The 13,239-nt window shown below is 73.4% G+C and carries 15 protein-coding genes; 8 read left to right on the plus strand and 7 right to left on the minus strand.

Going from position 1 to position 13,239, the window contains the following annotated elements; translation table 11 throughout:
* Positions 1 to 60 precede the first annotated feature (60 nt).
* A complete protein-coding gene (locus AOK15_RS02705) occupies positions 61 to 1,098 on the minus strand; it encodes a Rieske (2Fe-2S) protein (protein ID WP_079058269.1) in 1,038 nt (345 codons plus the stop codon).
* Positions 1,099 to 1,413: 315 nt separating this feature from the next.
* On the opposite strand from AOK15_RS02705, the gene AOK15_RS02710 reads away from it, so the two are divergent.
* Positions 1,414 to 2,262: a hypothetical protein gene (locus AOK15_RS02710; RefSeq protein WP_055512315.1), complete on the plus strand. Its 849-nt coding sequence runs from the start codon at positions 1,414 to 1,416 to the stop codon at positions 2,260 to 2,262.
* On the opposite strand, the gene AOK15_RS43525 is transcribed toward AOK15_RS02710, so the two are convergent.
* A complete protein-coding gene (locus AOK15_RS43525) occupies positions 2,263 to 2,400 on the minus strand; it encodes a hypothetical protein (protein WP_240508274.1) in 138 nt (45 codons plus the stop codon).
* Between the two features lie 118 nt (positions 2,401 to 2,518).
* Complete coding sequence (gene pgm, locus AOK15_RS02715) at positions 2,519 to 4,159, minus strand: phosphoglucomutase (alpha-D-glucose-1,6-bisphosphate-dependent) (protein ID WP_055512317.1); 1,641 nt, start codon at positions 4,157 to 4,159, stop codon at positions 2,519 to 2,521.
* 124 nt (positions 4,160 to 4,283) lie between these two features.
* Between pgm and AOK15_RS02720 the strand changes: the two genes are divergently transcribed.
* Positions 4,284 to 4,961 (plus strand): class I SAM-dependent methyltransferase, encoded by a 678-nt coding sequence (locus tag AOK15_RS02720; RefSeq protein WP_055512319.1) that lies wholly within the window; start codon positions 4,284 to 4,286, stop codon positions 4,959 to 4,961.
* Positions 4,962 to 5,064: 103 nt separating this feature from the next.
* Positions 5,065 to 6,270 carry an MFS transporter gene (locus tag AOK15_RS02725; protein ID WP_055512321.1) on the plus strand — a complete coding sequence of 402 codons (1,206 nt, stop codon included), beginning with the start codon at positions 5,065 to 5,067 and terminating at the stop codon, positions 6,268 to 6,270.
* Between the two features lie 93 nt (positions 6,271 to 6,363).
* Here AOK15_RS02725 and AOK15_RS02730 read toward each other — a convergent pair whose 3' ends face one another.
* Positions 6,364 to 6,819, minus strand: a complete 456-nt coding sequence (locus AOK15_RS02730) for a hypothetical protein (protein WP_055512323.1) — start codon at positions 6,817 to 6,819, stop codon at positions 6,364 to 6,366.
* An 84-nt stretch (positions 6,820 to 6,903) separates the two neighbouring features.
* On the opposite strand from AOK15_RS02730, the gene AOK15_RS02735 reads away from it, so the two are divergent.
* Positions 6,904 to 7,581: a helix-turn-helix transcriptional regulator gene (locus AOK15_RS02735; RefSeq protein WP_055512325.1), complete on the plus strand. Its 678-nt coding sequence runs from the start codon at positions 6,904 to 6,906 to the stop codon at positions 7,579 to 7,581.
* Between the two features lie 123 nt (positions 7,582 to 7,704).
* On the opposite strand, the gene AOK15_RS41645 is transcribed toward AOK15_RS02735, so the two are convergent.
* Positions 7,705 to 8,073: an MmyB family transcriptional regulator gene (locus AOK15_RS41645; RefSeq protein ID WP_240508276.1), complete on the minus strand. Its 369-nt coding sequence runs from the start codon at positions 8,071 to 8,073 to the stop codon at positions 7,705 to 7,707.
* 189 nt (positions 8,074 to 8,262) lie between these two features.
* Here AOK15_RS41645 and AOK15_RS02740 point away from each other — a divergent pair, with 189 nt between their 5' ends.
* A complete protein-coding gene (locus AOK15_RS02740; RefSeq protein ID WP_055512327.1) occupies positions 8,263 to 8,928 on the plus strand; it encodes an SDR family NAD(P)-dependent oxidoreductase in 666 nt (221 codons plus the stop codon).
* A gap of 154 nt (positions 8,929 to 9,082) precedes the next feature.
* Here the strand turns inward: AOK15_RS02740 and AOK15_RS02745 are convergent, their stop codons facing one another.
* Both AOK15_RS02745 and AOK15_RS02755 read right to left on the minus strand, forming a co-directional pair.
* Entirely contained in the window at positions 9,083 to 9,631 is a 549-nt protein-coding gene (locus tag AOK15_RS02745; RefSeq protein ID WP_055512329.1) for a YciI family protein, read from the minus strand.
* Between the two features lie 593 nt (positions 9,632 to 10,224).
* On the minus strand, positions 10,225 to 10,986 hold the full coding sequence (locus tag AOK15_RS02755; protein WP_055512373.1) for a DeoR/GlpR family DNA-binding transcription regulator: 762 nt from the start codon (positions 10,984 to 10,986) through the stop codon (positions 10,225 to 10,227).
* 91 nt (positions 10,987 to 11,077) lie between these two features.
* Between AOK15_RS02755 and AOK15_RS02760 the strand changes: the two genes are divergently transcribed.
* From AOK15_RS02760 to AOK15_RS02765, 3 genes are read left to right on the plus strand one after another with little or no spacing between them, the layout of a single operon-like run.
* Entirely contained in the window at positions 11,078 to 12,316 is a 1,239-nt protein-coding gene (locus tag AOK15_RS02760) for an MFS transporter (RefSeq protein ID WP_240508277.1), read from the plus strand.
* A 27-nt stretch (positions 12,317 to 12,343) separates the two neighbouring features.
* Positions 12,344 to 12,493 (plus strand): hypothetical protein, encoded by a 150-nt coding sequence (locus AOK15_RS44805; protein ID WP_157870149.1) that lies wholly within the window; start codon positions 12,344 to 12,346, stop codon positions 12,491 to 12,493.
* A gap of 37 nt (positions 12,494 to 12,530) precedes the next feature.
* Positions 12,531 to 13,142 carry an HAD family hydrolase gene (locus AOK15_RS02765; RefSeq protein WP_055512333.1) on the plus strand — a complete coding sequence of 204 codons (612 nt, stop codon included), beginning with the start codon at positions 12,531 to 12,533 and terminating at the stop codon, positions 13,140 to 13,142.
* The last annotated feature ends 97 nt before the right edge of the window (positions 13,143 to 13,239 follow it).

Consider the following 13,239-nt stretch of genomic DNA (forward strand, 5'->3'; position numbering starts at 1 on the left):
GCAGGAACGCGAGCGGGTCATGTGCTGGAGGTGTGCGGTGCGGTGTGCGGGAGGTGGCCGTCAGCCACCGTGCCGACGGAGTCCGTGCCGGTGGCTCCGCCCCGTGGCCCCGGCTCCGCTGGGCCGCTGCCGGTCGGCCGCCTGCCCGTCCGCCGCCTGTCCGCCAGCCGCCTGCCCGTCCTGCGCCCGGCCGTTCGCCGTCGGCTCCGCGCCGTCCCGCTGACGCAGGCGTATCTCGACGTGGCCGTCGGTGATCCGGGTGTCGAAGGCGGGCTGGGGCGCGGTGGCGGGGCCGCGTACGTTCCAGCCGTCCGAGAGGCGGAAGACGCTGCCGTGCCAGGGGCACTGGACGCATCCGTCCGCGACGGTGCCCTCGGACAGCGGTCCCGCGAGGTGGCTGCACCGCTCGGCCAGCGCGTGGAGCGTCCCGCCGGTCTCGCGTACGACCAGGATCGGCACGTCGTCCACGGCGCGCCGTACGGCCCGGCCGACGGGGAACTCGTCCACGCCGCCGATCCTGCGCCAGCCCTGCGACACGACGTGCGGGACCTCTTCGGCGTGGTTGGCGCCGGACGCCTGGCGGTAGGCGAGGTGGCCGCCGAGCATGCCGCCGGCGCCGACCGCCGTCAGCCCCGGGAAGCCGTAGGCACGGCCGGCGAGCGTACGGCCCCGGGCTCGTGAGACGAGCGAGGCGGCGTAGAGGCCGACCGCAGCCACGTTGGCCGCGGCGTGCACGAGTCCGACTCGCTGCTGCTGACGGTGGAGTTCCGCCCAGTCGACGGCGCCGGCCAGAGCAGCCGGAGCGGCGGTCGCGAGTCCGACGCCGACTAGGAGGCCGGCCTCACGGGAGCGGCCGGGCCGCAGATCCAGGACGGCGGCGGAGAGCCAGCTGCCGATCGGCACCTGGACCAACAGGGGATGGACCGGGTGTCCCAGCCAGCGGCCGTGCAGCACGTCCCGGCCGCGCCCGAGCGGCAGGGACCGCACCCGCTCACGGAGCACGCCGATCACCGCATCGCCCCGTGGCTCCCGCTCCAGCCGGTCCAGCAGCCGCAGGAGCCGGTTCTGCGCCGTCCGACGACGTGATGGTGCGTTCATGACCTGCGGGTCCCCGCCGCTGCCGACGGCAAACAGCCAGGCCGGTGCCGGGCCGACAGCCCGCCCCAATAACGACATATACCTTTCACCCGATTGGATCGCTTTGCAAAGTATGTAATAGTTATGCCTGCGAGACCTCTACCCGAGGGAGTACGGCCGCATGATCCACGGAGCCCACCCGAACGCTCCTGTCTCAACCCGCCACGTGAACATCGCCCGCGCCCGTGACTGCGACAACTGTCGCGGCTGGGGAAGCGTCGTCAACCAGGGACAATTCGAACTCTGTCCTGCCTGCCAGAGCCCGGCGCAGACCCCGTGAGCACGTTCAGCGCTCCGCGGCGCGCCGAGGGCGCCGGACCGTTCGTCACGCGGCTCACCTGGCAGCCGCCCGGCGGCGGTACCGCAGTCTGGGAATCCCGGCTCGCCCGACGCCGCGGACTCATCACCGTCCATCCGCCCGGAGCGACCGCCGGTCATCGGGCCAGGGCCGACGAGACCGCCGTCGCCCGGCTGCGCAGGCTCAACGCAATCGCCGCCACCGCGTTCGTCCTCGGCGGAGCGCTCTTCGCCGCGGGTGCCGCCGTCGCCCAGTTAGGCTCCGGCGACGCCGCCACCTGCGCGTCGATCTACTTCGTCGGCGGCCTGTGCTTCAACACCGGCGGCTATGTGTCCCTGCTTCAGGTGATCAACGCGCCCCGCCATGTGCCAGGAGGCGCGGGTGCTCTGGTCACCCAGCGCTGGCGCTGGTGGAGTTATGAGCCGGCGCGGGCCGACTGGGTGAGTACGTTCGTTCTGTTCGCCGGCACCCTGGTGTTCGCCGTCAACCTGCTCGACTCCTTCCTGCAGGGCCTGACCGTGCAACAGATCAACCGTCTGATCTGGGCGCCCGATGTGATCGGCTGTGTACTGTTCCTGATCTCCGGGCATCTCGCCCTCGTCGAGATCTGCCACGGGCGGCCGCGCCTGCTGCCGCGCGACCTCGGCTGGTGGATCGTCGCCGTGAACCAACTCGGCTCCGTCCTCTTCATGGTCGCGGCGATCGCCACCTACAGCCGCCCGACCACCGGCGGCCTGGTCAACGCCGACATCGCCAACTGGGGCACCCTCACCGGCGCCCTCTGCTTCCTCATCGGCGGCCTCCTCCAACTCTTCGAACGGCCGTGATCAGCCGGTCTCTGGCGACCGGTCCGCCGCGGCGTCATAGGCGGCGCGGGCCTCTGCGATGGAGGACCCGTGCCGCTCGGCCCAGCCCACCAGTCCGATCAGCGAGGCGTGGAGTTGGGACTGCTTCGCCGAAGCCACCGAGGCCCTGCGCGGGCGCCGGGTCGCCGGAAAGGCGGTCCCGCGGGTGCACGCGGTGAGCCGGACGCACCGACGCGTGTCCCGCAGGACCAGGACACTCCTGGACCGGCGAAGCCCCTTACGCGTTCAGGGCCGCCAGCACCACCGACTTGGCCTCGTCCTGGATGCGGGTCAGATGGTCGGGGCCGTGGAAGGACTCGGCGTAGATCTTGTAGACGTCCTCCGTGCCGGAGGGGCGGGCCGCGAACCAGGCGTTGGCGGTGGCGACCTTGATGCCGCCGAGGGCGGCGCCGTTGCCGGGGGCCTCGGTGAGGACCGCGGTGACCGCCTCGCCGGCGAGGGTGTCGGCGGTGACCTGGCGCGGGGAGAGCTTGGCGAGCAGGGCCTTCTCCTCGCGCGTGGCCGGGGCGTCGACGCGCGCGTAGGCGGGGGCGCCGAACCGGTCGGTGAGCCCCGCGTAGTGCTGCGACGGGGTCCTTCCCGTGACCGCCGTGATCTCCGAGGCGAGCAGCGCCAGGATGATGCCGTCCTTGTCGGTGGTCCACACCGATCCGTCGCGGCGCAGGAACGACGCGCCCGCCGACTCCTCGCCGCCGAAGCCGAGCGTGCCGTCGGACAGGCCGTCCACGAACCACTTGAACCCGACGGGGACTTCGACCAGTTCCCGGCCGCCGTCCGCCGCGACCCGGTCGATCATGCTGGACGACACGAGGGTCTTGCCGATCCCGGCACCGGCCGGCCACTGCTCCCGGTGGGAGAAGAGGTAGGAGATCGCCACGGCCAGATAGTGGTTGGGGTTCATCAGGCCGCCGTCCGGGGTGACGATGCCGTGCCGGTCGGCGTCGGCGTCGTTGCCCGTGGCGATGTCGAACCGGTCGCGTCGCTCGATGAGCGAGGCCATGGCGTACGGCGAGGAGCAGTCCATGCGGATCTTGCCGTCCCAGTCCAGCGTCATGAAGCGCCAGGTGGGGTCGGTGAGCGGGTTCACCACCGTCAGGTCGAGCCGGTGCTGTTCGGCGATCCGGCCCCAGTAGGCGACGGAGGCGCCGCCCAGCGGGTCGGCGCCGATGCGCACACCCGCGGAGCGGATCGCGTCCAGGTCCAGCACGGCGGGCAGATCGGCGACGTAGGTGCCGAGGAAGTCGTAGCGACTCGTGCCGGGGGCCGCGAGGGCGCGGGTGTACGGGATGCGGCGTACGTCCTTCAGGCCGCCGGTGATGATCTCGTTGGCGCGGTCCTGGATCCAGGAGGTCGCCTCGGAACCGGCGGGGCCGCCGCTCGGCGGGTTGTACTTGAAGCCGCCGTCGGCGGGCGGGTTGTGCGAGGGGGTGACCACCACGCCGTCGGCGAGGGCCGAGGTGCGGCCGCGGTTGTGGGCGAGGATGGCGTGCGAGACCGCCGGGGTGGGCGTGTAGCCGTCGGCCTGGTCGATGAGGACGGTCACGTCGTTGGCGGCGAACACCTCCAGCGCCGTGATCCGCGCCGGCTCGGACAGGGCGTGCGTGTCGGCCCCGAGGAAGAGGGGGCCGTAGGTGCCCTGGGCGGCGCGGTACTCGCAGATGGCCTGGCTGGTGGCGGCGATGTGGTCCTCGTTGAACGCCGCCGCGAGGGACGAGCCGCGGTGGCCCGAGGTCCCGAACGCCACCCGCTGCCCGGGCTCGGCCGGGTCGGGGTGCAGCGCGTAGTACGCCGTGACCAGGCGGGCCACATCGACGAGGTCGTCGGGTCCGGCGACCTGCCCCGCTCGCGCGTCCTGCATTTCCCGCTCCTCCGCAAGGGTCGACCGTTGGGTACGGCCCCATTCTCCCCTGCCGGGCCCGTCGGGACGCGCACCGGGCGGACGTTGCGGCGAACGTTGTGGCCCACATCCCGCGAGTGCGACGATGCGGGTCGGCCATCGAAGGGACACCGACGTGACGCAGGAGCACCAACGGCCGCCCGCCGCCGTGCTGTTCGACGCCCTGGGCGCCGACTACGAGAGGGCGTTCGCCCATGCCCCGGCGCATCTGGCGGCGTTGGAGTGGCTGGTGGAGCGGCTGCCTCCCGGCGCGCGGACGCTGGACGTCGGCAGCGGCACCGGGCGGCCCACCGCGGCGGCGCTGGTGAAGGCGGGGCACGCGGTGCTGGGGGTCGACGTCTCCCCCGTCATGGTGGAGCTGGCCCGGCGCCAGGTCCCCGAGGCCGAGTTCCGCCACGCGGACGTCCGTGAACTCCCGCTGGAGGCGGACTCGTTCGACGGTGTGTGCGTGTTCTTCTCGCTCCTGCAGATGACCCGCGCCGAGCAGTCGGCCGTGCTGCGGCGGCTGGCCCTGGCCCTGCGGCCCGGCGGGCATCTGGTGCTGGCCACCGTGCCGGCGGACGTCGAGGATGTCGAGGTGGTCTTCATGGGCCGTCCGGTCCGCGCGACCAGCTTCGCCGAGGAGTCCGTCGTCGCCACGGTGGAAGCGGCGGGCCTGACGGTGCTGTCCCGGCACACCGCCCTCTTCACCCCGGACCACCCCGGCGCCGGCCCCGAGCCGCACCTCTTCCTGCGCTGCCGACGCGACGGGACCGAACGCTGATCCGAGAGGGCGGTGCGGGCGGCCGCCCCGGTCCGCCGAACGGCTCGCGGGGGCGGGCCTCGCCGGGGCGCGTGGGCCCGCGGGTGCGGTTACCGTCGGCGGTATGGGCAGTGATCTTGGCGGCTGGCGGCGGTGCCTGCTCGGCGGGGCGGTGTTCGCCGTGTGCATGGTCGGCACGACGCTGCCGACCCCTCTCTACGGCCTCTACCAGGAGAAGTTCGGCTTCTCCGAGCTGACGGTCACCGTCGTCTACGCCGTCTACGCCGTCGGGGTCATCGGGGTGCTGCTCCTCGCGGGCAATGTCTCGGACTCCGTGGGCCGCCGCCCGGTGCTGCTGTGGGGGCTGGGGTTCGCGGCAGCGAGCGCCGTCTGTTTCCTGTGCGCCACCGCGATGGGCTGGCTCTACGCGGGGCGGCTGCTGTCGGGCCTGTCGGCGGGCCTCTTCACCGGGGCCGCCACGGCGTACGTCATGGAGCTGGCGCCGCCCGGCGGTGCCTCGCGTGCGACGTTCGTGGCGACCGCCGCGAACATGGGCGGCCTCGGCTGCGGTCCGCTGCTGGCGGGGGTGCTGGCCCAGTACGCCGACTGGCCGCTGTATCTGCCGTTCGCCGTCCACCTCGCCCTGGTGGCCTGCTCGGCCGTCGTCCTGCTGAGGCTTCCGGAAACCGTGCGCGCGCGGCGGCCGCTGAGCACCGTACGGCCCGAGCGGCCGGGCCTGACCCCGGGTGTCCGGGCGGTGTTCGCGCCCGCGGCGACCGCGTCCTTCGTGGGGTTCGCGCTGTTCGGGGTGTTCACATCGGTCAGCCCGGCCTTCCTCGCCCAGTCCCTGGACGTGCGCGACCACGCGGTGAGCGGTCTGGTCGTCGCGCTGGCCTTCTTCGCGTCCACCGGCGGGCAGCTGGCCGTCGGCCCGGTCGGGGTCGGCCGGTCGCTGCCGCTGGGGTGTGCCGCGCTCCTGACCGGTCTGGCGCTGCTGGCGGGTGCGCTGCGGTGGGATTCGTTGCCGCTGGTCGTACTGAGCGCGCTCGTCGGCGGCGCCGGGCAGGGGCTGGCGTTCCGCGGGGCGCTGTCGGCCGTGGCCCGCGCCGCCGAGGCGGACCGTCGCGCGGCCGCGATCTCCGCGCTCTTCGTGGTGGCCTACACGGGCATCTCCCTTCCTGTCATCGGGATGGGGCTGCTGACGGAGCCGATCGGCCTGGAGAGCGCCGGCCTGGTGTTCATCGCCTGCATGGCGCTGCTGGTGTCGGCCGCGGGCCTCTACCTCCTGCGCCGCCCGGTGCCCGCGCCGGAGACCGGCGGGGTGCGCTGACCGTCCGGTCCGGCCTCGGCGGGGCGCCGTCTCAGTACGGTGCCCGCGTGGTTCGGACCGGTGCCGCGCAGGTCAGTCCGGTGCCCGCATCGGTCAGTCCGGTGTCCGCTCTGTTCGGTCCGGTGTCCGCGCGGGGCGGTAGCGCTCGGCGAGCCGGGCGAGGGCGACGGCGCCGAGCAGGAGACCGAAGTCCCGCAGGGCGATGTCGTAGTAGCCGGGAATGGTCAGCAGGTTGACGATGATGCCGGCGAGCCAGCCGGCCACGAGCCAGCCGCCGAACCGCGGGGCGAGGGCGACCGTGAGGCCGGCGACGATCTCGACGACGCCGACGGCGTACATGGCGGCCTGGGCGCTGCCCGGGACCAGGTCGTCGATCCACGGGGCGAGATAGGTCGGCCAGTCCACGAGCAGGTTGGCGAACTTGTCCAGGCCGAACAGGATCGGCGCCACGGCGAATCCCGTCCGCAGGATCCAGAACGCCTGGTAGGCGGGGTCGGCGGCCAGGGCGCGCCGAGGCGTGACCGGTGGGGTGCTGAGGGTGGACGGCATGACGCCCCTCCTTCTATCGACAAGGTTCACTATCAATAGAAGCCCCGCTCGGCTCTTAAGTCAATGACTGTTGGTTTTACACTGGTGTGCGTGGACCACTCGAAAGAAGCACCCGGCGGTGACGTCTCCGCCGTCGCGGCCCTGGACGAGCCGACGCGCCGGCGGCTGTACGACCACGTGGCGCGGCAGTCCGGCCCGGTCGGCCGGGACGACGCAGCCCATGCCCTGGGCCTGGCGCGACAGACGGCGGCCTTCCACCTCGACCGGCTGGCCGCCGAGGGGCTGCTGGAGGTGGTCTACGAGCGGCGCAGCGGACGCAGCGGGCCGGGCGCCGGGCGGCCCGCGAAGCTGTACCGGCGCTCCGGGAAGCAGATCAGCGTCACTCTGCCCGAGCGGCGCTACGAGCTGGCCGGGCGGCTGCTGGCGCAGGCGGTGGAGGTGTCCGACGCGACGGGCGAAGCGGTCCGTGAGGTGCTGCACCGCAAGGCGGCGGAGCTGGGCGAGCGGTTGGGCGGGCAGGAGACCGCCGGGGTGGTGGACCTGCTGGAACGCCAGGGCTTCGAGCCGCGCCTCGACGGGGAGGCGATCGTGCTCGGCAACTGCCCCTTCCATGCGCTGGCCCGCGAGCACACCGAGACGGTGTGCGGAATGAACCTGCATCTGCTGCGCGGCGTGCTCAGCACGCTCGGCGAGGACGGCTGGGAGGCCCGCCTCATGCCCTCCCCGGACCACTGCTGCGTCCGCCTGCTGCCCGTCGCCTGACCGTCGGGGCAGTGGTTCCGATGCGGGTCGGCTCCGTGGATGCCGGCTGGGTCGCCGCAGTCGGCGAGGGGCCTCAGACGGTCCTCGGAGGCGGTGCCCGGCTCGGCGGCGTAGAGGGTCACGTCAGGTCGTGGACGACGCGCGGCGAGAGGGGAAGGGCCAAGGCGCGATACGCCAGCTCCAGGCCCCCTCGGGGCGCCGCAGTCGTTTGACGCCCTCGTGGCTGATGCGGACGTCGTGCGCGGCCCGGATGGCCCGGAAGTCGGGGCGTGGTGTGGAGAGTTCACCGACCGGCTCCCGCAGGGACCTGCCGTAGGGGTCCCGACCGGCCTCGGCGCGGAGCGGTGCCGCGGCGGCGGTCGCGCCGTCCTCCCAGCCGACGAAGAAGTGCCGGGAGCCGGGGCCGAGGAAGAAGGCAGTCGGGGCTGGAGGGCATGCGCTCCACGGTCGCCGCGTGGCGCCGGGGAGGGAGGTCGAGCTTGTACCCCCCATGTACACGACCTTCCGCGGGCCGGGCGAAGCGGGCAGGGCCGACGGCGGGGCACCGCACGACGCGGGGCACCGCACGACGCGGACGGCGGGGCACCGCACGACAGCCCGGCGAGGAAGCGGCCGGCCGCATCGGTCACACTCGGTGCCGCGCACCACGCCCCCGTTCTCCACACCTTTCAGGGACCCACCATGACGACCTTCGCCCTCATCGGCGCCGGTGCCGGCCTCGGACTGGCCGCCGCCCGCCGCTTCGGCACCGCCGGTCACACCGTCGCCCTCATCGCCCGCGGCGCCGAGCGCCTCGACGCCCTGACCGCCGAACTCGCACGCGACGGCGTCCGGGCCCGCGGCTTCACCGCCGACGCCCTGGACCCCGCGTCGCTGGTCACCGCCCTGCGGGCCGCCGCCGACACCCTCGGACCCGTCGAGATCCTCCAGTACAGCCCCGCTGTGCGCGCCGACTTCATGAAGCCGGTCCTCGACACCACCGCCGACGACCTCGACGCACCCCTCACGTTCTCCGTCAAGGGCCCCGTCACCGCGGTGAACGCCGTCCTGCCCGGCATGCGCGAACTCGGCCGCGGCACGCTCCTGTTCGTCAACGGGGGAAGTGCCGTACGCCCCCACCCGGAACGCGCCGGCACCTCCATCGCCTTCGCAGCCGAGGGCGCCTACGCGCGCATGCTCCACGACACGCTCGCCCCGGAGAACGTCCACGCCGCCCAGCTGATCGTCCCCGGCGCCATCCACCCCGACTCCGAGCACAGCAACCCCGGCACCCTGGCCGAACGCCTCTACGCCATGCACACCGAGCGGGACGGCTTCCGCCACTACGCCGAGGCCCTGCCCGACTGATCCGGCCCGGCTGATCGGGCCCGGCTGATCGGGCCCGGCTGATCGGGCCCGGCTGATCGGGCCCGGCTGATCGGGCCCGGATCCGGCCCGACGGGCGCCGTCCGAGCGGGCACAGACCCGGCGGGGGCCGGCGGGGTGGCGGGTGCCGCCCGGTTCAGCGGCGTCCGCCGAACTCCCAGTCGTGGACCTCGATGTCGGCGTATCGGTCCGTGGTCAGGACCGCGCGGGCCTCGTCAGGGTCGGCGGCCCTGATCAGCACGGCCGTGCCCAGCCAGGTCTCGCCGTCGTCGGCCAGCAGCGGCCCGTACGCGATCAGCCCGTCATGGCCGGGCGGCACGACGAGGTCGGCGGGCCCGCCCGAGCCGAGGCCGAGCACCAGGTACCGGTTGCCGCCGGTCCGGCCGCCGGGAAACTCCCACATGGTCCGCCCCAGCAGGTTGCGCCACCGGCGCAGCAGGACGTCGCGGTAGGCACCCGCCTGGTAGTTGGGTTCGTCGAAGGCGAACGCGCGGGCGGCGGCGGGATCCGGCAGATCGACGATGTGGACACTGCCGGTGGGGGTCTCGCCGTCCTCGGCGAAGGTCGGGCCGCGGGCGATCAGTTGTTCCGCGTACTGATCCATGTAGGACCAGTGCGCTTCCACCAGTTCCTCGCGCAGGGGGAGGGAGCCGGGCCGGTCACGGTGATAGCAGAGGAACTCCATGGACACAGACCCTCGCCGAGATCAGGCGCCGCCTCAACCGACTTTCGTGATCACGGGAGCGGGACCCTGTCATGACCCGCGCCGCGCGTGGTCCTGACGCCGACCGGTAGGGCGTACTCCCCCGACGTACTGCCCCTACATGCGTCCCGGATGCGGCGCGGCCGCCGCCGGTGCTTGACCCGCCGCGGGGCGCGGGCGTCGCGCCGGTCCGAGGTTCTGTCGACGCGAGGGGAGAGCGAGTCCCCTGCGAGCGCGCTGCCGTATCTGCCGCCTTATGTGAACGTGCCCTGGGTGGAGGGGCGGTGAGGCCGGGCCGATGGCGCGGGACCTGCTCGCGGGGGCCGTGTTCCCGTCGGGGCGCCCGCTGTCGCCGAGTCCGCGTGCGTGGCCGACGTACGACATCAGCCTGTTGGCGCGCCACGGAGGGCGCCCCGGACGGCGTGTTCGCGCCGCGGACGACGAGGGTGAGTACCCGGTGTTCGCCCTCGATCTCGACGACATGCCGTTCCCGGGGCTGACGTGCCCGGGCATCGACGTGGACCTGGCCGACACAACCGGCCTGCTCCCCCGCGAGGGCGCACTCGTCGGCTACATCAGACGGTGCGGACGACGGTCCCCCCGGCTTCGAGTGCGGTGACCTCGTCGGCGGCCGCGGTGGTGTCCGTGACCAGAGTGTGCACGACGGCGGCGGGGCCCACGTGGGCGTGGGCGGTGTGGCCGAGTTTGCTGCCGTCGGCGGCGGCGATGACGCGGCGGGAGGAGGCGATGGCCGCCTTCTTCACCGCGGCGTCGTCGAGGTCGTAGGCGGTCAGGCCGTCGGCCGCGGTCAGCCCGCAGCAGCCGACGACGGCGGTGTCGAAGCGCAGGGCGGCCAGGGAGGCGAGGGTGAGGGGGCCGGTGAGGGCCCCCTCGGCGGCGCGGGGCTGGCCGCCGGGCACGACCAGGGTGGCCGGACCGGGCGTCTCGGCGAGCAGATGGACGGCTTGCAGGGACAGGGGCATCACGGTCACGGGCCGCTCGCGCAGGAGCCGGGCGACCTCCAGGCAGGTGGTGCCGCTGTCCAGCAGGACGGTCTCACCGTCGGCGACGAGGGCGGAGATCTCGGCGGCGATCCGGCGTTTGGCGTCGACGGCCTCGCGGGCGCGCAGCGCGAACGGGGGTTCCTCGCCCCGGAGCAGCAGGGTGCGCGCGCCGCCGCGGACGCGTTCGAGGACTCCCTGGGCGGCGAGGACGTCGAGGTCGCGGCGGATGGTCATCTCCGAGGCGCCGGTCAGCTCGGCCAACTCCTGGACCGTGGCCCCTCCGGAGTCCCTGACGACCTTGGCGATCAGCCCGTGCCGGTCTGCGTTGCTCATGCCGCGATTGAACACCACTTGCGAAATGAACAACAGATCTGTTCGTTAACGCACTTTCCGAACACCATAGATGTTCGTTACCCTGGTCGGCATGGAACGTTCCCTGCGAGCCGCCCGTGTGGCGACCTACGTGTACTTCGTCCTGTGCGGCACCTTGCTGAGCACCTGGGTGGTGCACATCCCCGCGATCGAGGAGCGCGTCGGCATCAGCCACGCCACGCTCGGCGGGCTGCTGGTGGTGCTCGGGCTCGGAGCCTTCGTGGGCATGCGGGTGGCGGGCCCGCTGACCGACCGCCTCGGCACCCGTGTCGTGGTGCCCGTCGGCGGCGTCCTCTGCGGCGCGACCCTGTTCCTGCCCGGTCTCGCCCACGATCCGTGGACGCTGGCCGCCGCGCTGCTGGTCTTCGGGCTCTGCAACGGCTGTCTGGACGTGAGCATGAACGCCCACGCCGTGCATGTGGAGAAGGCGTACGGCCGCCCCGTCATGTCCGGATTCCACGCCACGTTCTCCGTCGGCGGTGTCCTCGCCGCACTCGCCGGAGCGGGCGTGGCGAGCGCCGGCCTGCACCCGGCCGCGGGCATGGCCGCCATGGGAGCCGTGGGTGTCGTCGTCGCCGTGGCCGCGGCACGCGCCCTGCTGCCCGCAGCACCCGCCGTCGAGGGCCCCGGCTCCGTGCACGGGACCGCGACGTCACCGGCCGTCGGGGCCGGCAGCACCAGGGGCCGGGTCTGGCTGCTGGCCGTCCTGGCGCTGATGGTGATGCTGTGCGAGGGCGCCGCCAACGACTGGAGCGCCCTGCACATGAAGGACGTCATGGGTGCGTCCGCCGGCACGGCGGCCTTCGCGTACGGCGCCTTCGCCGCGGCCATGACCGTGGGCCGACTGCTCGCCGACCGGTTCGCCGCCCGGTTCGGTGCCCCGGCGATCCTGCGCCACGGCGCGGCCGTGGCCGCCGTCGGCATCACTCTCGTGGTCCTCGGCCCGTGGCTGTGGACCGTGTTCACCGGCTGGGCGCTGTTCGGCCTGGGCCTGTCCGGCTGTGTCCCGCAACTGTTCAGCGCGGCCGGGCACGCCGACCCCTCCGCCGCCGGGGCCAACGTCTCCCGCGTCGCCGGACTCGGCTACGTCGGCATGCTCGCCGGCCCCGCCGTGATCGGCTGGCTGACCCACCTCGTCGCCCTCGACCATGCCTTCGTCCTGTTGACCCTGCTGTGCGTGACCACCGCCGTGGGCGCCCGCGTGCTGCACACCGGCCCCGCCCCCGTCCGTCGGGGCGAGAGGCCCGCCGACCGCACCCGCGAGCCTGAGACGGCAGCCAGCAGCCCATGACCGCTTGTGCGGCACGGTCCCTGACAATTGAGCATCGCCGGCACCCCCGACCAGGCCCGCGCCGCGATCGAGGCCCGCCACGCGGCCGGCGCGACCGGCGTCGTCCTCGCCCCGGCCGGCCCCGACCGCCTGACCGCGCTGGACTCGCTCGCCCGCGCCCTGCCCCACCGGCACTGACCCGGAACGCCCCGACAGCCCAAGGGAAACGACCCTCATGTCCGACGACCGCCGCCGCATCGTGCTCTTCGACCTCTTCGGGGTCGTCGCCCGTCACCAGCGGCCGGGCGCGCAGGCGAAGATGGCCGCCCGCTGCGACAGCTCCCTCGAAGCCTTCACCACGGCCTACTGGACCCATCGCCCGCCCTACGACGCCGGCCGGCACGCCGCGGCCGCGTACTGGACCGACGTACTGCGCTCCATGTCCCGCCCCGCGGACGCGAGCACGATCGAGGAGCTGCGGCTCACCGACATCGACAGCTGGTCCCGCGTCGACGACCACATGGTCACCTACGTACGGGACCTGCGGGACCGCGCCCGGGTCGCCCTGCTGTCCAACATCCCCGCGGACCACGCGGACGCCTTCCTCGCCGCCCAGCCCTGGCTGCACGACCTCGACCACCTGGCGTTCTCCGGGAAGATCGGCGCGGCCAAGCCCGACCCCGCCGCCTTCCAGCACTGCGTCGTCGCCCTACGGGCCGCACCCGCCGACGTCCTCTTCGTCGACGACCGCGAGGAGAACGTCCTCGCCGCAGAGGCCGTCGGCATGCGCGGGCACGTCTTCAACGGCCGGGACGACCTGGCGGCCGCCGTCGACGCGTGGCTGTGAACACGTCACCTTGCTCGCTGCCGATACCGATGTCGATGTCGCTGCCGATACCGGTGTCGATGGTGGCCGTGCAGCTGGTTGTGTCGACGGGGCCGGC

It is taken from the genome of Streptomyces ossamyceticus (genome assembly GCF_001418475.1).
GTDB lineage: Bacteria > Actinomycetota > Actinomycetes > Streptomycetales > Streptomycetaceae > Streptomyces > Streptomyces ossamyceticus.